Source organism: Limimaricola cinnabarinus LL-001, from assembly GCF_000466965.1.
GTDB lineage: Bacteria > Pseudomonadota > Alphaproteobacteria > Rhodobacterales > Rhodobacteraceae > Limimaricola > Limimaricola cinnabarinus.
The window spans coordinates 1-20,278 of sequence record NZ_BATB01000037.1 but is presented as its reverse complement, the minus strand read 5'-3'; the positions used below and the strand labels follow the sequence as shown (position 1 = coordinate 20,278).

Genomic DNA, 20,278 nt, shown 5'->3' with positions numbered 1-20,278 from the left:
GAACCCGTGCAGGCCAACGGCACCGGGAGCGGCCATGCCTGTTCCGGCACGGCGTTGTCTCCCGCTAACTCTCGGCCGCCACCAGATGCCCATCGCCCACATCGCGGAGCGCCTCGCGGCGGGGCATCGCGCCGCGCGGCAGGACCGGGCTCGGCACCTCGCCCTGCGGCCGTGAGAAGGGCGGCACGACCCGGGCCGGATCGGGGACCGGCACGGCAGCGATAAGCTGGCGCGTATAGGGGTGGCGCGGATCGCCGAAGAGCTGTGAGCGCGTGCCCATCTCGACGATCTGCCCCAGCCGCATCACCGCCACCCGGTCCGAGACATTCTCGACCACCGCCATGTCGTGGCTGATGAAGAGATAGGCGATGCCGAATTCGGTCTTCAGCGCCCGCAGCAGGTCGAGCACCCGCGCCTGCACGCTCACATCGAGCGCCGAGACGCTCTCGTCGGCGATGATCAATCTCGGGCGAAGCGCCAACGCGCGGGCGATGCAGATCCGCTGCCGCTGCCCGCCCGAGAACTCGTGCGGGTAACGGTCGATCTGTTCGCGCTCCAGTCCGACCCGCTCGAACAGGGCCTCGACCTCTGCCCGCCGCTCGGGGGCGGTGCCGATGCCGTGGATCAGCAACGGCTCGGCCACCAGATCGCCAACCCGCATCCGCGGATCGAGCGAGGCCATCGGGTCCTGAAAGATCATCTGCACGCCGCGCCGGAAGGCGGCGTCGGGCCGCTGCCCGCTCTCGAGCCTGCGCCCCGCCACTTCGAGCCGCCCCTCAAAGGGCACCAGACCGGTCAGCGCCTTGGCGATGGTCGACTTGCCGCAGCCGCTCTCACCGACCAGCGAAAAGGTCTCGCCTGCGCGGATCTCGAAACTCACCCCCGCCACGGCGTGGACGGCGTGCGTCGCGCGGTTGAGCAATCCGCCGCGAATGTCGAAGCGCACGCGCAGATCCTCGACCCGCGCCACTGCTTCGGCGCTGCTCGGGGTCCCCGCCCCCTCGCCGCGCCCCATGCGCGGCACCGCAGCCAGAAGCGCGCGCGTGTAGGGCTGTTTCGGGGCCGCGAATATCTCGCGCACCGGGCCCTGCTCGACCATGCGACCCGACTGCATGACGACGACGCGATCGGCCATCTCGGCCACCACGCCCATGTCGTGGGTGATCAGGATGACGGCGGTGCCGAGATCGCGCTGCAGATCGCGCAAGAGTTCCAGCACCTCGCGCTGCACCGTCACGTCGAGTGCTGTGGTCGGCTCGTCGGCGATGAGCACGTCGGGGCGCAGCGCGATCGCCATGGCGATCATCACCCGCTGCCGCATGCCGCCCGACAGCTCGTGCGGATACTGCTTCAACCGCGCTTCGGGCTGCGACATGCGGACCGCGCGTAACGCTTCGATGGCGCGGGCGCGCGCTTCGCTGCGCGACAGGCTTTCATGCGCCTCGATCGCCTCGGTAAGCTGGCGGCCGATGGTCAGCACCGGGTTGAGCGAGGTCATCGGCTCTTGGAAGATCATCGCGATCCGCGCGCCGCGCAGCATGCGCATTCGCCGCTCTGGCAGGCGCAGCAGGTCGGTCTCTCCGAGCCGGATCGCCCCGCCCGAGACATGCACGGCCGGTGGCGGCAGCAGCCCCATGATCGCCAGCGAGGTGAGCGATTTGCCCGACCCGCTTTCGCCCGCGATGGCCAGCGTCTCGCCGCGCGCAAGATCGAAGGACAAGTCTTCCACCAGCACACGCGGCCCTTCTTCGGTCCGCACGGAAACCTCCAACCCCTCGACCGAAAGCACCGGCAGTGCGTCCGGGACCTGTTCGGCCCCGGACAATGTCGTGACAGCCGCGTTCATTCGAACACGCAGCGCGGGAAGTAGAAGCTGACCACCCAGTTCGGCTGATCGACGATCTCGGAGATCCGCAGATCGCCGCAGGTCGAGACCAGCATGTAGGCGTCGACCGCCGCCATCTGCCGCGTGGCGCAAAGGTGATCGACCATCCCCGCCACCGCGTCGCGCGAGGCCGACATCAGGTCCGGCCCGATGCCGGTCGTCACCTCGTAACCCTTGACGTCGAGATGCCGTGTCACCGGCCCCGCCGTGGTGAAGCGCGGGAATTTGAGGTTTGCGTCCTTCACCAGATCGATGGTGAGCACCGCGTCCATCGGACTTTCGATCGCGGTGCCGCAGACCTCGCCATCGCCCTGCGCGGCATGGGTGTCACCGACCGAGAACAGCGCCCCCGCCACCTCGACCGGCAGGTAGAGCACCGTTCCGGCGGCGAGGTCGCGAATGTCGAGATTGCCGCGACCCGGCGCGGCGGCACGATCGAATGCAGGCCATTCTCGGCCAGCGCATTGCCGATGGTGCCGCAAAACGGCTTGAGCGGCACCCGGCCATGTTCGCCGAAAAGTGCCGGTTCCAGCGTCTTCGCGTCATACTTCCAGACCGTCAGTGCCGGGTCGGTGAACTGATCCGCCAAGAGGCCAAAGCCCGGTATGTTGGCGGTCCAGCCCCAGGCCGAGCCGCTCTCCTCGCGCGGGGCGAAGCTGTCGATGGTGATCTTGAGCGCGTCGCCGGGCTCCGCGCCTTCGACGAAGATCGGCCCCGAGACCGGGTTGATCTTGCCGAAGTCGAGGGTCTTGACGTCCTCGACCGTGCTCGTGGGCCCGAGTTGGCCCGCCGAGGAATCCATGCAGTGAAAGGCGATCTGCGCGCCGGGCTCCACCCTTTCGGCCGGGGCGATGGAATTGTCCCAGCCGAAATGATGCTGCGCGCCGTGAATGGTGTAGTCGCAGTTCTGGCACATGTTACTGCTCGGTCACGTAGACATAGTCGTAGTTCACCGGGATCGAGACCGGGTCGACATAGAGCGCATCGTCACCGCCCATGCGCTCGGACTTCATGGTGTAGCGCTGCTCGTTGAAGACCGGCACCCAAGGTGCGTCCTCCATCACCTTCATGTAGACCTCGGACCACTTGGCGAGCCGGTCCTCGGCCTGGCCTGGATCGGCCATGGCGTCGGCCTCGGCGGCCATCGCGTCGAGCTCCTCGTTGCAGTACCACGACCAGTTCCAGCCGCCCGGCACCGCACCCGCGCAGCCCAAGATCGGGCCATAGAAGTTCGACGGATCCGGGAAGTCGGCGATCCAGGCCATGCCACCCGACCAGATCATCGGCGCTTGGCTCTCCTCGCCACCCGCTGCGATCACGTTGGCTTGGGCCAGCGACTGGATCGAGGCGTCGATGCCGATCTGGCTCAGATCCTGCTGGATCGCCTGCGCGATGCGCGGGTTGGGATCGGTGTTCATCACGAAAAGCTCGGTCTCGAACCCGTCCGCGTGGCCGGCCTCGGCCAGAAGCGCCTTGGCCGCCTCGACGTCGTAGGCATAGCCTCATGGCCCTCGGTGTAACCCGGCATGGTGGGCGGCAGCGGCTGGTTCGCGGGCACGGCGCGGCCGTTGATGATCTGGGTGATCCGGTCCTTGTTGATCGCCATGTTGACGGCCTGCCGCACCTTGGGATCGTCGAAGGGCGCGATCCGCGTGTTCAGCGTGATATAGCCCGTGTGCAGCTGCCCGCCTTCGACCACGCGCTCGGCCTGAGCCGGGTCGTTCATCACCTCGACGAACTTGGCGGGCGGGATGCCGTCGCCGGGCACGTCGACCTCGCCGTTCTGAAGCCGCAGAAGGGCCACGATCGGCTCCTGACCCACTTCGAAGGTGATCTGGTCGAGATAGGGCACGCCCTCGCGCCAGTGATCTTCGAACTTCTCGAACACGAGCCTCTGGCCGATGGTCCATTCACCAAGCTTGAAGGCGCCGGTGCCCACGGGCTCCTTGCCGAAATCGCCGCCAGCCGCCTCGACCGCCTCCTGCGGCACGACGCTCGCGAAGTTGAGCGCCATCACGTGCAGGAAGGTCGCGTCGGGCCGGGTCAGCGTGATCTCGACGGTGCTGTCATCGACCACCTTCACCCCCGACAGACCCTCGGCCTCGCCCGACGACGCGGCGTCGAACCCCTCGATCGCGCCGAAGAAGCCGGCACCGGGTGATTGGGTCTCGGGGTCGGTGACGCGGTCGAGCGAGTATTTCACGTCCTCGGCCGTCATCTCGCGGCCGTTGTGGAAGGTCACGCCGGAGCGCAGCTTGAAGGTATAGGTGAGCCCGTCATCGGAAATCTCGTAGCTCTCGGCGAGGCCGGGACGCAGCTCGGTGGTGCCGGGGACGTAGTCCATCAGACCGTCGAAGACCGACTTGATCATCGACCAGTTCTGCCAGTCGTAGCCGATCGCCGGGTCGAGCGTGGCGACGTCGTCCTTATAGGTGATGGTGATCGCGCCGCCCGTCCGGGCCTCGGGATCGGGGGTGTAGTCCTGCGCCATGGCGGGCACGGCAAGTGCTGCGATCAGCGCGGTCGAGGTCAGAAGTCTCTTCATGTTCACTCTCCTGTCGGGGTCGTTTCTTGGTTGGTCGTCCGGGGTCTCAGCGCAGCTTGATGCGCGGATCGATGAGCGGGGTGACGAGGTCGGCCAGCAGGTTGCCGATGACGATGGCGCAGGCCGAGACCAGCGTGACGCCCATGATGATCGGAATGTCGACACGCTGGATCGCCTGCCACGCGAGTTGGCCGATGCCGGGCCAGCCGAACACGCTCTCGACCACGACGATGCCGCCCATGAAGATGCCGATGTCGATGCCGATCATCGCGATCACCGGCAGGATCGCGTTCGGAAGCGCGTGGCGCAGGATCACCCGGCGGCGCGCCAGCCCCTTGGCTCGCGCGGTGCGGATGTAGTCGGCGCGCAGCACGTCGACCATCGAGGAGCGCATCATCCTGCTGTACCAGCCCGATCCCATGATCCCGAGCGTCACCGAAGGCAGCACCAGATGCGCCCATGTGCCGTAGCCGCCGATCGGGAACCAGCCGAGCTGCACCGCGAAGACGTAGAGGAGTAGCAGGCCCACCACGAATTGCGGGGCCGAGACGCCGACGAAGCTCGCGATCATCAGGGTCTGGTCGGTGGCTGTGCCGCGTCTCAGTGCCGCGATCACCCCCATGGTGAGGCCCAGCACCAGCTCGCAGCCGATCGCGCCCGCCATCAGGAGGAGCGAGGCCGGAAGCCGCGCCGCGATCAGCGTGCCGACCTCGGTGCGTTGCAGGTAACTGCGGCCCAGATCGCCCTGAACCAGCCCGGTGAGATAGCGCCAGTATTGCACCAGAAGCGGCTGATCGAGGCCGAGCTGCTGGCGGATGTTTTCCACCGTCTGCGCCGTCGCCGAGCGTCCGGCAATCTGGCGCACCGGGTCGGCGGGCAGCGCGTAGAGCAGGAAGAAGGTGATGAACGAGACCCCGAGCAGGATCAGCACCGAGACCATAAGCCGGCGGATCAGATAGGCGGCCATCAGTCGCGCCCCCTTTGCGTCGGGTCGAGCACGTCGCGCAGCGCGTCGCCCAGAAGGTTGAAGGACAGCGCGAGGATCAGGATCGCGGCGCCGGGAAAGAACACCAGCCAGGGGGCGGCCTGGAAATAGGTCTGGTTCTCGAAGATGATGTTGCCCCATGACGGCGTCGGCGGCTGCACCCCGATGCCGAGGAAGCTCAGCGTCGCCTCCAGAAGCACTGTGGTCGAGATGCCCAGCGTGCCCCAGACGATGATCGTCGGCACCAGATGCGGCAGGATGTGGCGGATGAGGATCCGCGCATGCCCCGCGCCCAGCGTCTTCTCGGCGGCGATGAACTCGCGCTCGGCCAGCGAGGTGGTCTCGGTATAGAGCACCCGGGCCGTCTGCACCCAGTTCACGATGGCAATCACCATGGCGACGATCCACAGCGACGGCTGAAAGATCGCGGCGAGGCAGATCGCAAGCAGGAGCGCGGGAAACGCCATCATCAGGTCGGTGAAGCGCATCAGCACCGCGCCGTAGAAGCCGCGGAAGTATCCGGCGGTGACGCCGATCACCGTGCCGATCACCAGCGCGATGCCGTTGGCCACCACCCCGATGATCAGGGAGGTGCGCGCGCCGTAGAGGATCCGGGTCAGCAGATCGCGACCCAGAAGATCGGTGCCGAGCAGAAAATCGGCATTGGGCGGCAGCGGCGCGCCGGTCAGGGTGAGCCCTTCGAACCGCTGCTCGTTCGGGTCATAGGGGGTGAGCCACGGCGCGAGGATCGCCCCCGCCACCACCGCCACGATCAGGCCGAGGCCGAACAGCGCCAGCTTGCGCCGCATCAGCCGCGCCCATACGCCCTTGGGGCGCGGCCCGGTCACGGGCAGCAGTGCGCGCACCGGCTGGGTGCCGCTGGTGTCAGACATCATGTCCCTTTCGCAATCCGGTCGTCTCGTCGGTGTCGGCGGTCTCATCGGTCCCGCCGGGGTCGGCGGCGATACGGCGCGCCGCCTGTTCGATGGTCTCGCGCCACGCCATGGCGAGGGCGCGCAATTGCGCATAGGCCTCGTCCTCACTGCGGCCCCGCGCCATCAGCATCAGCACTGCGCGCACGATGGTCTGGCGTTCGGCCAGCCTCGCCTTGAGGGTGGCAATCTCGCCGCTGGCCTGGCACCGCGCCTCGAAGCCCTGCCGGGCGATCAGCAGCGCCGAATACCCTCCCGCCGCGCCGATGGGCTTGAGCAGATGCGCATCCGCCCCCTGCCCCAGCGCCCATTCGATCCGCCCCGGCGCCTCCGAGCCGATGAGCGCGATCATCGGCATCGGCGCCTCGCCCGGTGGCCACGGAAACATCGCGTCGTGGCATTGGTCGGCGTCGAAGAACACGAAATCGGCGGCCAGCGCCTCCGGCCCGAGTTCGGGCCAGACCGCCACCGCGCGCAGTCCGATTGCCGCGAGCTGGCGGCTCAACGCCTGCACTGAGGCGTGCGGGCGGTGCAGCACCAGCGCGGTCGCGCCGCCAAGCTCGGGCGTGGCGAAGCGGCGGCTCATGTCACGAGCTTCAGCGTCGGGCGCATGGCGCCGGGCCAGCGTTCGCGCCGCGCGAGGTATGGATCGGCCTCGACCGCGGCCTCGCTGTGCATCACCCGAAACCGCCCCCCCTCGACCCGCGCGATCAGCACCGGCTGCATCATGTGATGCGTCTCGGGGTCGATGCCATGCCGGGGCAGCGCCGCCCGTGGCCCCGCGATCTCGAGATCGGCCAGCGCCATGACCGCCCGGTGCGCCGCCGCTTCGAGCGACGAATCGAGCATCCGCGCCCCGGCCATGCTCTCGGACCGGCCCCCTGCGAAAAACGGCCCCGCCGAGATCAATCCCTCGGCCAGCTCCCCGAGGGCCGGAAGCTCGCATTCGGTGAGGTTGCACGACAGCACCGGGCAATGCCCGTCGGCGAAATCGGGATCGCTCTCGCGCAGCTCGCGCATCGCCGCGAGAAAGGCGTAGGAGGAATTGCCGATCAGGTTGTTGAGCACGAAATCCGGCTTCGTGGCGCGGATCTCGGCGATCAGCCGGGCCACGTCGACATCACCCAGCGGCAGGTTCCGCTCGCCGGTGACGACGCCATTGTCGCGGCCGATCGCCTCGCGCGCCACCCGGTTCATCTCCCAGCCCCAGATGTAGTTCGAGCCGACCAGATAGCCGCGCCGCCCAAAGCGCGAGAACACCCAATGCAGCAGCGGCAACAGATGCTGGTTCGGGCAGGCATGGGTATAGATCACCCGGTCCGAGGTCTCGAACCCCTCATAGGGACAGGCATACCACAAGGTGCCGCCCGCCTTTTCCAGCGCCGGGATCACCTCCTTGCGGCTCGACGAGGTGACGCAGCCGACCACGTGGCGGATCTCGCGGTCGCGCAGGATCTCGGTGCAATGCGGCTCGTAGAGGTCGAGATTGCCGCCCGGATCGCGCGCCACCACCTCAATCGTCAACGCGCCGTCGGGATCGGCATTGAGATCCGAGATCGCCGACAGCGCGCCCCGGCGACAAGCCTCCGACAGGGCGGCATATTCGCCGACGCTGGAATACAGCAAGCCTATCGTGATGTCGCGGCGCATGATCACCCATAAAAAAAGCCCGCACCGGACCACGAAATACGCGTTCCGAAACGGGCGTGACTGCCATCCGGCGAAGGCCGGGTTTGGGAGAAGCATCCTACGGCACCCGGCACCGGGTCAAGCCATACTTCAGGTTATTGCTTTTCGAAGGCCGGACCATTGCCCCAAGACCCGTTCGGCCGCAGCTTTGCGCATCTTGCTTGCGAAAGCGGCACGGCGTCGATGATTCATCGCGCCTGCCCTGCCGGAGGCGCATGCCGGTCATTTCACCGATGCGGCTTGCCGCGCGGCGTCATGGCGGGTTTCATGGCGACAACCCAAGGAGGAGGGCACGATGAGGCATTCAAGGTTCATGACCGCTATTCCATTCCTGCTGGCCCCGGTACCGCTGCTGGCGCAGCAGGCCGCCGACGCCGTCACGACCGAGGGCACCTCCTCGGGTGAGATCGCCGGACTGTCCGAGGCCGCCCGCGCCGCGATGGAGGCCAAGTCGGCGGGCCGACCGGTCGAAGCCGAAAACTGGATGGTCGCCGCCGCCAATCCCCTCGCGGTCGAGGCCGGGGCCGAGGTGCTGCGCGCGGGCGGGACGGCCGCGGACGCGATGGTCGCGGTGCAGGCGGTTCTGGGTCTCGTGGAGCCGCAAAGCTCGGGCCTGGGGGGTGGCGCCTTCCTCGTCTGGTACGACGCTGAGACGGGGGAGCTGACCACGCTCGACGGTCGCGAAACCGCGCCGCTGGCCGCGACGCCCACATTGTTCCAAGACGAGAGCGGCCAGCCGCTCGACTTCTTCGACGCCGTGGTGGGCGGCCTGTCCGTCGGGACCCCCGGCACGCCGCGCCTGCTCGAGGCCGCGCATGAGAGATGGGGCAACTCCGACTGGGCGGGCCTGTTCGACGCGGCCATCCGCCATGCCGAGGAGGGCTTCGAGGTTTCACCACGCCTCGCCGGGCTGGTCGGCGACGATGCGGATCGGCTGCAGCGGTTTGAAGGCACGGCCGCGTATTTCTTTCCGGGCGGCACCGCCATCGCGCAAGGCGACATGCTGAAGAACCCAGAATATGCCGAAACGCTGCGCGCCCTCGCCCAAGGCGGAGCGGACGCTTTCTACGAGGGCGGCATCGCCGCCGACATCGTGGCGACGGTGCGGGATGCCGAAGGCAATCCGGGCGTGCTCTCCGAGCGCGATCTCGCGATCTACGACGTGGTCGAGCGCGACGCGGTCTGCGCCGATTACCGCGACTACGAGGTCTGTGGCATGGGGCCGCCCTCCTCGGGCGCGCTCACCGTGGGACAGATCCTCGGCATGCTCCAGACCTACGACCTCGCTGGCATGGGGCCTGACAGCGCCGAGGCATGGCGGCTGATCGGCGACGCCTCGCGCCTCGCCTTTGCGGATCGCGGCCGCTACATGGCCGACAGCGACTACGTGCCGATGCCGACCGAGGGCCTCGTCGATCCGGCCTATCTCTCCGGGCGGGCCGCGCTTCTGGCGGGCGACGACGCGCTGCCCGAGGTGGCGCCGGGCGAGCCCGAGTGGCAGCACGCGACGCTTTGGGGTGACGACGTCTCGATCGAGCTGCCCTCGACCAGCCACATCTCCATCGTCGACGAAATGGGCAACGCGCTGTCGATGACCACGACCATCGAGAACGGCTTCGGCTCGCGGCTCTTCGTACGCGGGTTTCTTCTGAACAACGAGCTGACCGATTTCAGCTTTGCCACGCATGAGGAGGGCCGCCCCATCGCCAACCGGGTCGAGCCGGGCAAGAGGCCGCGGTCCTCAATGGCACCCACGATCGTGATGCAGGGCAACGCGCCCGTGCTGGTCGTGGGCAGCCCCGGCGGCAGCCGGATCATCGGCTATGTCGCGCAGGCCATCGTCAACTGGGCCGATTGGGGCATGGACGTGCAGCAGGCTCTCGCCGCGCCGCATCTGGTGAACCGCTTCGGAACCTTCGACCTCGAGGCGGGCACCGACGCCGAGGCGATCGAAGGCCCGCTGCAGGAAATCGGCTATGAGACCGAAATTCGCGACCTGACATCGGGGCTGCACGCGATCGAAATCGGCGAAACGCTCAAGGGCGGCGCCGATCCGCGGCGCGAGGGTATCGCCTTGGGCGACTGACCCCCTGCCCCGGCCAGTGGGATCGCGGCGCCCGCCATGTGCCGGGCGCCGCGATTTCTCATTCTGCCGGGGCGCGGTCCCCGGCCACCGGCGTCGTCGTACCCATCGAAGCATAGGCGTCATGCGTTTCGCTGCCCATGTTGTGCTCGGCCTCGGCGTCGCTACGGAACCGCTGGCGGTGACGATGCACCATCAGGTTGTCCCAGCGCAGTGCCCGGATCAGGCCCCACGCGATGAGCACAAGCACCACCGCGAAGGGAAAGCCCGCGATCACCGCCGCCGCCTGCAACGCGCCCAGGCCCCCTGCCAGCAGCAGCACCGAGGCCACCGCCCCTTCGGACACCGCCCAGAAGATGCGCTGCACCTTCGGGGGGTTCGGATCGCCGCCTGCGGTCAGCATGTCGATCACGAAGCTGCCTGAATCCGACGAGGTCACGAACCACATCACGATCAGCACCGTCGCAAAGAGTGAGGTGAAGCCCGAGAACGGGAAATAGTCGAGCAGTGCGAACATGGTGTTGGCATAGTTCTCGCGCGTGGCATCGACCAACGCCGTATCCCCTGTGAGCGAGATCGAGATCGCCGTGCCGCCGAACGCGGTGAACCAGAAGAACATGATCGAGCATGGGATCAGCATCACGCCGAGCATGAACTCGCGCACCGTGCGGCCACGGCTGATGCGCGCCACGAAGACACCGACGAAGGCGCCCAGCTCACCCACCAAGCCCAGTAGAAGATGGTCCAGCTTTCCTGCCAGTTGCCCGCGTCGTTGCCGCCCTGCCAGCCCTCGTTCCAGGTGCCGAGTTGCACGAGACGGCTCAGGTAGTAGCCGTAATTGTCGACGAAGCTGTCGAGGATGAACAGCGTCGGTCCGACGATCACCATGAAGGCGAGAAACAGCAGCGTCAGGACGATGTTGATATTGGACAGCCGCTTGATGCCGCCATCGAGACCGGCGACGACCGACAGCGTCGCCATGCCGGTGATCGCGGCGATGATCGCAATCTGCACCGCGACGTTGTTGGGCACGCCGAAAAGCTCGCTCAGCCCCGCATTCACCTGCGTGGCACCCAGACCAAGCGAGGTGACGATGCCGAACATGGTGCCGAAGACCGCGATGATGTCGACAAGATCGCCCCAGCGGCCATAGATCCGGTCGCCGATCAGCGGGTAGAGCGCCGAGCGGATCGCCAGCGGCAGGCCCTTGCGGAAGTGGTAGTAGGCCAGCGCCAGCGCTACCACCGCATAGATCGCCCAAGCGTGGAAGCCCCAATGCATGAAGCTGATCGCCATGGCCTCCTGTGCGGCGCGGACCGTCTCGGGGTCGGCATCGGGCGGCGCGAAGTAGTGATACATCGGTTCTGCCACGCCCCAGTAGATCAGGCCGATCCCGATGCCGGCGCTGAACAGCATCGCGGTCCACGAGAACAGCGAATATTCAGGGTTCTCGTCCATCCGCCCAAGTCGGACATCCCCGAACGGCCCGACCGCCATGAAGATGGTGAAGACCAGCAGCAGGTTGACGAGGATGATCATCGCCCAGCCGAAATAGCCAGCGAGCCAGCCCTGCACCGAGGTGAAGACGGTGTTGGCCAATTCGTCGAAGATCGCGCCGAACAGAATGAACCCGACGATCAACGCCGCCGAGGTGATGAACACGGGTCGGTTCACCTTGGGAAATATCCAGAACCGCTCCTGCGGTCTCATGCCTGACATCGTGCGCCCTCCAAGCAATGTGGTTCGGGCGCAACGTCCGGCGCCGCCGGTCGTTCATATTTACCTTGCGGCGGGAACCTGCGTCATGTGCGATATCAGTTGAGCAAAATCATGCTCAAGAGCGTCTGCTTTCAGCTTTTTGGGGAGTTCTGGACGAACTTCGAAACGACGAGTCGACATTTCTTCCCGTCTGTCCAGACCGCCACCAGATACTAATAGAAGCTTTTTATTCTATATACATCAAAGTATTAGCAGAGATTGGACGACCCGAAGTTACGTGGCCCGAGTGACTGCCGGTCTTGGAGGCCGCACCCAAGACATTGGGTACCGCCAAGATCGCGTCATTCGCGCTCGTAACGTCCGAGCAGCGCCAGCAAATCGCGTTCGAATTCGGCGCGGTTCTGTTCGGGCACATGGATATTGCGCACCGCAAGGGTCATGCCGCGCGCCGTTTCCTTGACCGCGACCGACCCGCCCCGCGGCAAATGCAGCTTGCGTCCCGTGGCACGAGGACGTGCAGGCTTGGGATGCGCCTCGTCAGGTATGTCCCTGGCGCCCTGCCCCCCCTGCCCCAGCGTCGGGGCAAGGATCCTCAGGTCGCGATGCGTGGCATCCGTCGGGGCCCGCTGCAACAGTTCCTCACGGTTGTGAAAACAGGTCAGGCCGATCGAGACCGTCGCCTGCGGCACGTTGAGCCGGCTGGCGATGGCGCGCTGGCTCATGTCCGGCAACAGCGATGCGATCTCGCCTACTGATAGCAACTGCTCCACCGGCGACAACGCTTGGCGCATGGTGTTTTCGGCGAAACGCTCCTCAAGGTCGGCCAGCGCCTCGACACTACGGCCAGTGGCCTTCAGCTCCGCAGCCGCTTGGCCGAGAGCCCGGGAGATATCCGTGGCAATCAAGGCCCGCACCGGCAGGCCAAGCTTGCGGCAGGCCGCGAGCCGACGCCGTCCCGATTGCAGCACGAAGCGCGTCGCGTCCTCGACCGCGAGCGGGTCCTCTTCGGCCGGGCGCCAAGCCGGGTCCTCGGGCCTGACCCGGATCGGCTGGGTTTGGCCGCGCTCGCGGATATTACGCACCAGCGCGTCGAAATCGGCATCGTCGCTCCAATCGCCGACCCGGTCCGTGCCGACCGCATCGATGATCGTGTCCGTGTCAAGTTCCAACGCGATCACACCGCGCATCACGCCCTCGCGGACCGCTGTCAGTCGCTCACGCGCGGCATCGAGCTCGCGCCGGGTCACCGCAATCTGGCCCTTGATGGCACCGCCCCACTGACCGCCGAGCGGCACTGCCTTGGCCGCAGCGCCGAGGCCTGACGTTCCTCGATCTCGTCCGAGGCCAACGGTTTCGCGTTCAGCTTGCGCTTTCTCATTCTTCCCACCTCGCCTTGATGAAGTCTCTTGCATAGCCACGGCTTGGCAGGGCGCTGCCCCAAACCACGTCGACCAGCGCGTCGTTCACCGCATTGGCGCTGTCGATGAAGGTCTTGGTCGAGGCCCGGCGCGACCGCGGCGGATCATATTCGTAGATGCTCTTGTACTCTTCTGCGGCATTGGCCACGGCGTCGGAGCGCGGATACCAGACCTGCAGGAACAACTCAGGTGCCCGCTGGTAGAGGTCTACGATCTGGTCGACATCCTTGTCGTTCGCCTCCTGCACGATCGTCGGCAGCACCACGTGACGCCCGATCCCGATCGCATCGGCCGAGGTTTCCTCGATATAGTCGAGATACTCGGCGATGTTCTGCGAATAGGTGCTGAGCGTGCTGAGGTCGAAGCCCTTCATCGTTTGCGGCACGATCACCGAGGTCGCCGCCACGAGGCCGTTGAGCTGCATCAGGGTCAGGCTGGGTTGCTGATCGATGACGATCACGTCGACGGTCTCACGCAGCGCCGCGGTATAGCGATCCACGTCGAAACTGCCATCGGCACGACGCAGGTCCGCGAAACGGGTCTTGGGACCGTAATCATCGTCCCAACGCTCGATTGCGTTCTTTAGCACCGAATGCACCGGGACCTGCGCGCGCTGCGCCAACAGGAACAGGCTGATGTCGCCGTTCTGAATGTCACTGCCACCCGGGATCAGTCGAATCCGGCCCATGGCGTTGGCTGCCACATCGCGTCGAGTTCGGCGGTCGGCCGGGTGACAAGGTCGGTTTCGCCCGGCTCGGAGACGCCCATGAAGGCGGCGACCGTGGCGATCTCGGGGTCGAACAGGTGCGACTCATCATCTGCGAAGTAGAGGCTGGCGGTGGCCTGCGGATCGCAGTCGATAAGGCCCACGCGCAAGCCGTAATTCATTGTCAGGTACTGCGCGAAATGCGCGGCCGACAGGCTTTTGCCGGTCCCGCCTTTCTGCGCCCCGAAGGTCACGATCTTCAACGGGTCGCCCGGTTGGCGCCAATGCAGGTAGGGACGTCGCCGGTTCGGCAGGCTTTGCAGATGCGCGCGGATCAGCATCAGCTCATCGAGCGTGTAGTGCCTTTCACGTCCATCCCTGACGCCTGCGGGAAAGCTCGGCTCTTCCTCCGCGCTCTTCGAGAGCATGCTCTCGTAATAGTTCTTGGTAAGGCCCAGCAAGTCGCCCACCTCGCGCATCGAAAACTTTTTCTCGACGCGCGAACGCATGGTCAAGTCTCGCCGAAGCCGGCTGTTGACGACCTGCATGGTGCTTGAGAGTTCACCTATGAACGTTCGCAGCATTCGGGTGGGCGCCTTTCTGTATGAGGTGATTACCACGGTAATCATCTTTAATTTCGAAGCCGATCTTGTGTCATCTGCGCAGCCACGTCAGCCCGCCATGTCGATAATTCATCTCCGGTCCGAGAGGTTGGCGTCGAAGCGTTGCCTCCAAGCTGCGATTCGGTGCGGGCTGATTACCACGGTAATCACGTCGCCGCTCGCGCTTGGAGCGTTGCGTGTCGTCGCAAATCGCTGCCCAGGAGCCGCAGTTTCACCTCGAGATCGGCAGGCGGCGATGGCAATTCCGCGATCATTGCCTTGAACTGCGGCAGCGTCGACATGCGTCGCCAATGTCTAGGCCATTGCGTCGCGAGATGCGCGCCAAGCCGTTGCAACAGACCGGATGCGTTCGGGCTCCGAGCGAGCAATCGCGTCTGGTCGTCGAGGAGCGGCTCTTCGATTACGATGCCGCGATCCTGCCAGAGGCGGCGCAAGGCAGATCGATCTCCGATGGGGCAGGGGGCGCGTTGTGGCGCGGTTGAGGTCCGGACCACTCGTTGGGTTTCGATGATCAGACCCCGGGGCACCTCGGCCTCGAAGTTCGGGAAGGGAGCGCTACCCTTGGCTTTTTGCCAACGCCGCACGAGATCGTCGACCACTACCACGGTCGCGTCATCGTGCCATGCAGTCGACGGGGCAGGGGCCGCCGCGGGGTGCCGCGCGGCAGTGTGGTTTACCTGATTATGGTTTTCTTCCTTAGGGCGTCCAGCAGGCTGAACGGGGCATTCGACAGGCTGAACCGGAGGAGTCGTCCGACGGTGCCGAAGCGCGGCCCGCCAATTGCGCCAAAAGGTGACGAGATAGCGCAGCCGGTAGTTGCCGCCATAACGACAGGTCTGCGTTTCGGTCCGCACGAGGCCGAGACCGCGCAGTTCCTTCACATGCGCCGAGACGCTGCCCTTGCTCTTGCCCATCATAGCGGCGAGCTGCGCCTGAGAAGGGTAGCACTCCCCGGTTTCGGAAGAGGCATGCGAGCACAGCAGAACCAAGGTTCGAAAGGCGCCGTCGCTCATCGGGAGGCTCATCAATTCTTGGGGCAGGGCGGTGTAACCGGTGGCTACGGGATTGAATTCAAGCATTTCGCACACTTTCGCGCTCTCGCGAGCCATAAAGGCTTGCAAAGGGATCGGGGCGGCTGCTAAAAGGAAGTTGTATAGGGCTTTAGCAGCCAGGACATTTAGAGAGCTCGGTCAGCGCCAACTGGTCGGGCTCTCGTCTTGTTCGTATGGGTCTCTAGATTGGCATCGGTATCCGGCTCTCTCTATAGGCAATGCTGTTAGCAGAAATGCACAATTGCCCCCAGTTAAGCAATCACAAAAGTGTATCACTTTCATCCCTGGACCGTGCGTTGCGTCGGGTCCGGTTGTAAGTCACTGAAATCAGGACCTTTAGAGATCAAGATCCCATCTTTGGGGGAAAAATCCAGCCGTCGGGACCAACCGATTCGCTTCGGATGGCAGGGCGCGACCGGCTTCTTGGGGAATCGGTGGACCGCGCGTGAGCTGCTCGTTCTCCTGTATTGCAGCGGCCGCAGTTCGTGGGGCAGGGCTGTGTATCGCCCGGTCCGTGAACTCCGAGGGCATTTGCCCGCTTCGTGAAAACCGGGCATGATCTCCAGAGTGGTTGTCAAACAGCCGACCATCTCGTCGAGATGCTCTATGCTTCGATCATCGATCTCCCTTGGACTTCTCGGCGCGATCGCCCTTGTGGCGGGCCTGAAGGCCGAACCGGCCACGGCCGATGAGGAGGTTCTACGCTGGCGCATGAACAGCCTGCTATACCCGAAACTCTTCGGTGAGGCCGGCAAGTATTTCGCGCAAGAGGTGCGCCGTTTGTCGGATGACAGCTTCATCATCGAGGTTCAAGACCGCCTCGTGCTCGATCAAGACAGCTTCGGCACGCTCGACTCCGGTCTGATCGACGCCGTCTGGGGCTCGGCCGGGCATCACCATCGCGAAGACCCTGCCTTGGCGATCTTCAGCGGATTTCCCTTCGGGCCGGGCCCCGTGGGCTTCACCGCATGGATGAAGGAGGGGGGCGGCGGCGAGGCGCTCGATGCGATCTATGCCCGCCATGGCCTGAAGAGCCTCTACTGCGGTATCCTGCCCGGTGAAGGGGGCGGCTGGTTTCGCGCGCCGATCGGGCAGGTCGAGGATTTGGATAGGCTGAGCATGCGCAGCTTCGGCTACGGCGCACGCACGCTCAGAAAGCTCGGCGTCGTCCCCTACGAGCTTCCGGCCGCGGATATCGGCCCGGCTCTGGCGACGGGGCTGATCGACGCGGCCGAGTTCTCGCTGCCGTCCATCGATGCCGATCTCGGACTGCCCGATGCGGTACGGCATCTCTACATGCCGGGATGGCAGCAACCGGCAACCTCTCTCGAAATCCTCATGCCGGAAAGGAGCTGGGTCGCGCTATCCGACAGCCAAAGGGACGCGATCGAAGAGGCTTGCGAAAATACCCTGTCATGGACCATCGCCACGGCAACGCAGCGGCAGGCCGAGGCCATCACCCGATTCCGCGCAGAGGGCGTGGAATTGCATGACTGGTCCGAAGGCATCCTCACAGCGCTTCGACGAGCGTGGGAGGAGGTGATCGCGGAGGACACCGCGCGCGACCCGTTGCTCGCCGAGGCGTGGGCGGGGTATCTGCGCTTTCAGGCTGGGCATGGCGCTGCGCGATTGAAGAACCAGGCCGAATAGCCGGCCTCACCCCGGCAGTCCCGCGCGTCTCAGGCCATCGAGAAACCTGTCGAGGCTGGCACGATCGGCCCACCCGTCGAGCGACTGTGCCACCGCGGCGATGCTCCGTTCCGGTCGTCGTCCCGAGGCCGCATCGATGACGGCTTTCGCCTCCTCCATCCTGCCCGACTGCGCGAGACTTGCAGCGAACAACCAACCGGGCCACCACCGCGTGCCGGTGAAGGTGCCTGCGCCATGGAGCGATCCGAACGTCTCCGCCGCGCGGGCCGGATTGCCTCCGATAAGGTAGCTCATTCCGGCGACATGCCGATACCAGTCGGGCGGGGACGGGTTGCGGCGCAGCGCCTGTTCGATCGTCTGCACGGCTTCGGCATCGCGGCCGGTCAGCGCCATCACATGCGCCAGCACGGCGAGGTTGTCGGGGTCTTCCGGATTGATCGTCACGGCCGCCCGCGCGTGGGACATGGCATCAAGAGGTGAGCGCATCTCCGGAAACGGAGCAAGCAGGCGCATTTCGGCGAGCAGGCGGTGCGCGCGGGCACCGCCACCAAGCGAGACGGCGCGCTCGACCATCTCGGCCGCCTGAGCTATCTCGCGCCGGCCACCGCCCCAGGAGATGTGCTGCACCTCCAGCCAATAGGTCAGCCCGAGGCTGGCCCATGCCTGCGCGTCTTCGGGGTCATCTCGCACCATGGTCGTGAGCAACGTGCGCGCGCGCGCGTTGTCTTCCCGCCTCTGCCAATCCCGAGCGTCGAGCAACTCGTCCGCCAGCAGCATCGCCGAATTTGCCGCCTCGGGCACCGGGTTCGAGAGATCCGGCTCCCGTTCCCACCAAAGGGCCAGGCTCGCCGCCGCTGCCGTCAAAGCGAGCCCCCCAACCCATGCCGACCGCCATCTTCGATCCGGTGTCTTCAACGAGACATCGTCCTCGACGAGCATGTATCCGCGCCGCGGCACGGTGCGCAGCAATTCCGCCCCACGAGGGCCAAGCGCACGGCGGATATCGCTGATGCAGTGGGCAAGGGAATCGTCCGACACGATCACGTCCGGCCAGGCCTCGCGGATGAGGTCATCCTTGCTCACCAGCTGGCCCCGCCGTATGAACAAAAGCTCGAGCACACGGTAGGATTTAGGGCGCAGGGCACACTCGGCGCCGGTCCTGTCCTCGAGACGACCCCGCGCGCGGTTCAGGACAAAGCCGCCGACCAGAATGGTTTCCGGGGCTTCCATGATGGGCCTCCGCTGCCGGTTGGCTGAAATTGTAGCACGATTTCAGCGTTCTTTCATGGCGCTTTCATGACTTGGGGCCGCCGTTGTTTGAGCCTTGCGGGACATTCCTGTCCCGGAGGTCGTCATGATCCGCAAAGCTCTCTGCACCGTCGGTTTCGCATTCTGGCTCGCTGTCGCAGCACCGCTATCGGCAACGCCCGAAAACACAAATCCACGTGATGCCCCTCCGCTTCTGGACACCATCTTCCTGTGGCTTTCAGCGAATTTCGATCTTCCTGTTCCGGAACATGCGCCGCGCCTCGCCACCCTGCCGGAGGCTGACCTCATCGCGATGCGATATGGCCCCGAAGCCAGGTGGCCCTTGGTCAGGTCGTTGCCCTCTACGACGAGACCCGCAGAACGATCTATCTCTCGGAAGGATGGACCGGCCGATCGCCGGCAGAGCTTTCAGTGCTCGTCCACGAGGTGGTTCATCATATGCAGTCCGCCTCCGGCCAGCGTTTCGCCTGTCCAGGCGAGCGAGAGCGTTTCGCTTATGACGCGCAGAAGGAATGGCTTGCGCTGTTCGGGGCAACATTGGCCACAGCCTTCGACATCGATGCGGCCACGCTGCTTGTCGGTACGGTCTGCACCCACTGATACCGAGCGCTCACCCACGCTTGTTGTCGCGAGGTGTCCCGGTCTGTCGCCGGACCCTATTGTTGCAATCGTTCGTGGGACGCACGAGCCCCCAGTCCGGCCAGCCATCCGAATTACGTCAGCGAACGCGCCGATTTGCCGCTTCAGCTTCGTCACCTCTCGTCGTTCTCAAGAAGTCCGGCCTGTCGCGCGCGCTCCAGCAGATGCGCGACGGATGACGTCGCCCATTTCGAGCGGCCCCGCGGCGTCGGCTCGCGCATCGCCTCGAGCCGCGCCGCGATCTGCTTCAGCGTCATGTCGGGCGCCGAACTCCTGATGCCCGCGATGATCGCGAGGATGCGGTCGTCCTTCTGTGCGGGCGGGGCGCGGTCGAGAACGGACCGGTCCAACAGCTCGTCCTTCACGAAGCGCCCTGCCGCGCGCCGCAGGCGTTCGACGGTCCAGGCTTCGCCTGCGGATGTCGGCTGTTGATGATCCGCACGACATCCTCCCATGGCAGGCGTGGTCGGAACTGCCGGACGGCGGGCAGCCAGTGCTGCGCCGCGTCGTTGAGCTTGCCGAAGTAGCTGCGATCGCGCGCGCGGCTGACCTTGGCGATCGCCTCCGGATTGCGGTCGCGGAGCCCCGGGTTGCCGCCGACGCGCCCCTTCTCGCGCGCCGAGGCCAATCCCGCCAGTGTCCGCTCGCGGATCAGCGCCCGCTCGAACTCCGCCGTGGCGCCGAGGATCTGCAGCGTGAACTTGCCCTGCGGCGAAGTGGTGTCGATCGGATCGCCCAGCGAGCGGAAATGTGCGCCCTTGGCCTCCAGCGTTTCGATCACCTCGAGCAGATGCGAGAGCGAGCGGGCGAGACGGTCGATGCGCACGACGACCAGCACGTCGCCGCGCCCGAGGTTCGCGACCAATTTCGCAAGCACCGGCCGCGCCCGCGCGGCCCCGGAGGCGAACTCCTCGCGGATCTCGGTGCAGCCCGCCGCCTTCAGTTCGCGCCATTGGGCAGCGGTGTCCTGCAGGTCAGTCGAGACGCGTGCATAACCGATCAGGGACATGGGCCTCCGCATGGGGTGCTCGAGCGCCTCTATCCAATTTAATATAACAAGACAATACGGTCGTTTGATGACGA

The 20,278-nt window shown here is 65.7% G+C and carries 13 protein-coding genes and 4 pseudogenes; 3 read left to right on the top strand and 14 right to left on the bottom strand.

From position 1 onward, the window contains the following. Window positions 1-64 precede the first annotated feature (64 nt). The 7 genes and pseudogenes from MBELCI_RS12255 to MBELCI_RS12225 form a co-directional block, all read right to left on the bottom strand. The gene (locus MBELCI_RS12255; protein ID WP_021694542.1) at window positions 65-1,846 is read right to left on the bottom strand and encodes an ABC transporter ATP-binding protein; all 1,782 of its coding nucleotides are present in this window, start codon (window positions 1,844-1,846) and stop codon (window positions 65-67) included. Further along, window positions 1,843-2,801 (bottom strand): annotated as a pseudogene (locus MBELCI_RS12250) (acetamidase/formamidase family protein). The gene MBELCI_RS12255 and the pseudogene MBELCI_RS12250 overlap by 4 nt, the downstream one beginning before the upstream one ends. Window position 2,802: 1 nt before the next feature. Next, a pseudogene (locus tag MBELCI_RS22315) lies at window positions 2,803-4,430 on the bottom strand (ABC transporter substrate-binding protein). A gap of 46 nt (window positions 4,431-4,476) precedes the next feature. Beyond that, window positions 4,477-5,397: an ABC transporter permease gene (locus tag MBELCI_RS12240; protein WP_021694538.1), complete on the bottom strand. Its 921-nt coding sequence runs from the start codon at window positions 5,395-5,397 to the stop codon at window positions 4,477-4,479. After that, on the bottom strand, window positions 5,397-6,311 hold the full coding sequence (locus MBELCI_RS12235) for an ABC transporter permease (protein WP_045320101.1): 915 nt from the start codon (window positions 6,309-6,311) through the stop codon (window positions 5,397-5,399). Before MBELCI_RS12235 ends, MBELCI_RS12240 begins: the two co-directional genes overlap by 1 nt. Then, entirely contained in the window at window positions 6,301-6,933 is a 633-nt protein-coding gene (locus MBELCI_RS12230) for an ANTAR domain-containing response regulator (RefSeq protein WP_021694536.1), read from the bottom strand. The genes MBELCI_RS12235 and MBELCI_RS12230 overlap by 11 nt, the downstream gene beginning before the upstream one ends. Further along, window positions 6,930-7,973 carry a transporter substrate-binding protein gene (locus MBELCI_RS12225; protein WP_235047631.1) on the bottom strand — a complete coding sequence of 348 codons (1,044 nt, stop codon included), beginning with the start codon at window positions 7,971-7,973 and terminating at the stop codon, window positions 6,930-6,932. The genes MBELCI_RS12230 and MBELCI_RS12225 overlap by 4 nt, the downstream gene beginning before the upstream one ends. Window positions 7,974-8,331: 358 nt before the next feature. Between MBELCI_RS12225 and ggt the strand changes: the two genes are divergently transcribed. After that, window positions 8,332-10,122, top strand: a complete 1,791-nt coding sequence (ggt, locus tag MBELCI_RS12220; protein ID WP_021694534.1) for a gamma-glutamyltransferase — start codon at window positions 8,332-8,334, stop codon at window positions 10,120-10,122. Between the two features lie 58 nt (window positions 10,123-10,180). On the opposite strand, the pseudogene MBELCI_RS12215 reads toward ggt, so the two are convergent. The 5 genes and pseudogenes from MBELCI_RS12215 to MBELCI_RS12200 form a co-directional block, all read right to left on the bottom strand. Continuing rightward, window positions 10,181-11,829, bottom strand: a pseudogene (locus MBELCI_RS12215) (BCCT family transporter). Between the two features lie 350 nt (window positions 11,830-12,179). Continuing rightward, window positions 12,180-13,133: a ParB N-terminal domain-containing protein gene (locus MBELCI_RS12210; protein ID WP_021694532.1), complete on the bottom strand. Its 954-nt coding sequence runs from the start codon at window positions 13,131-13,133 to the stop codon at window positions 12,180-12,182. Between the two features lie 79 nt (window positions 13,134-13,212). Further along, complete coding sequence (locus tag MBELCI_RS19955; RefSeq protein WP_081698578.1) at window positions 13,213-13,944, bottom strand: ParA family protein; 732 nt, start codon at window positions 13,942-13,944, stop codon at window positions 13,213-13,215. Next, on the bottom strand, window positions 13,926-14,471 hold the full coding sequence (locus tag MBELCI_RS19950) for a nucleotide-binding protein (protein ID WP_021694530.1): 546 nt from the start codon (window positions 14,469-14,471) through the stop codon (window positions 13,926-13,928). Before MBELCI_RS19950 ends, MBELCI_RS19955 begins: the two co-directional genes overlap by 19 nt. Before the next feature lie 260 nt (window positions 14,472-14,731). Then, entirely contained in the window at window positions 14,732-15,598 is an 867-nt protein-coding gene (locus MBELCI_RS12200; protein WP_235047630.1) for a helix-turn-helix domain-containing protein, read from the bottom strand. A 645-nt stretch (window positions 15,599-16,243) separates the two neighbouring features. Here MBELCI_RS12200 and MBELCI_RS12195 point away from each other — a divergent pair. Beyond that, window positions 16,244-17,287, top strand: a complete 1,044-nt coding sequence (locus MBELCI_RS12195; RefSeq protein ID WP_045320099.1) for a TRAP transporter substrate-binding protein — start codon at window positions 16,244-16,246, stop codon at window positions 17,285-17,287. Window positions 17,288-17,293: 6 nt separating this feature from the next. Here the strand turns inward: MBELCI_RS12195 and MBELCI_RS12190 are convergent, their stop codons facing one another. Continuing rightward, on the bottom strand, window positions 17,294-18,517 hold the full coding sequence (locus MBELCI_RS12190) for a winged helix-turn-helix domain-containing protein (RefSeq protein WP_021694526.1): 1,224 nt from the start codon (window positions 18,515-18,517) through the stop codon (window positions 17,294-17,296). A 354-nt stretch (window positions 18,518-18,871) separates the two neighbouring features. On the opposite strand from MBELCI_RS12190, the gene MBELCI_RS12185 reads away from it, so the two are divergent. Next, entirely contained in the window at window positions 18,872-19,156 is a 285-nt protein-coding gene (locus MBELCI_RS12185) for a DUF6647 family protein (RefSeq protein ID WP_052512731.1), read from the top strand. A gap of 152 nt (window positions 19,157-19,308) precedes the next feature. Here MBELCI_RS12185 and MBELCI_RS12180 read toward each other — a convergent pair. Beyond that, window positions 19,309-20,204 (bottom strand): annotated as a pseudogene (locus tag MBELCI_RS12180) (recombinase family protein). Window positions 20,205-20,278: the final 74 nt, after the last annotated feature.

Coding starts and splice junctions, on each gene's coding strand:
- MBELCI_RS12255 (WP_021694542.1), bottom strand. CDS start 1,846: ATGAACGCGGCTGTCACGACATTGTCCGGGGCCGAACAGGTCCCGGAC.
- MBELCI_RS12200 (WP_235047630.1), bottom strand. CDS start 15,598: ATGAGCGACGGCGCCTTTCGAACCTTGGTTCTGCTGTGCTCGCATGCC.
- MBELCI_RS12195 (WP_045320099.1), top strand. CDS start 16,244: ATGCTTCGATCATCGATCTCCCTTGGACTTCTCGGCGCGATCGCCCTT.
- MBELCI_RS12190 (WP_021694526.1), bottom strand. CDS start 18,517: ATGGAAGCCCCGGAAACCATTCTGGTCGGCGGCTTTGTCCTGAACCGC.
- MBELCI_RS12240 (WP_021694538.1), bottom strand. CDS start 5,397: ATGGCCGCCTATCTGATCCGCCGGCTTATGGTCTCGGTGCTGATCCTG.
- MBELCI_RS19955 (WP_081698578.1), bottom strand. CDS start 13,944: ATGGGCCGGATTCGACTGATCCCGGGTGGCAGTGACATTCAGAACGGC.
- MBELCI_RS12235 (WP_045320101.1), bottom strand. CDS start 6,311: ATGATGTCTGACACCAGCGGCACCCAGCCGGTGCGCGCACTGCTGCCC.
- MBELCI_RS12230 (WP_021694536.1), bottom strand. CDS start 6,933: ATGAGCCGCCGCTTCGCCACGCCCGAGCTTGGCGGCGCGACCGCGCTG.
- ggt (WP_021694534.1), top strand. CDS start 8,332: ATGAGGCATTCAAGGTTCATGACCGCTATTCCATTCCTGCTGGCCCCG.
- MBELCI_RS19950 (WP_021694530.1), bottom strand. CDS start 14,471: ATGCGTTCGCGCGTCGAGAAAAAGTTTTCGATGCGCGAGGTGGGCGAC.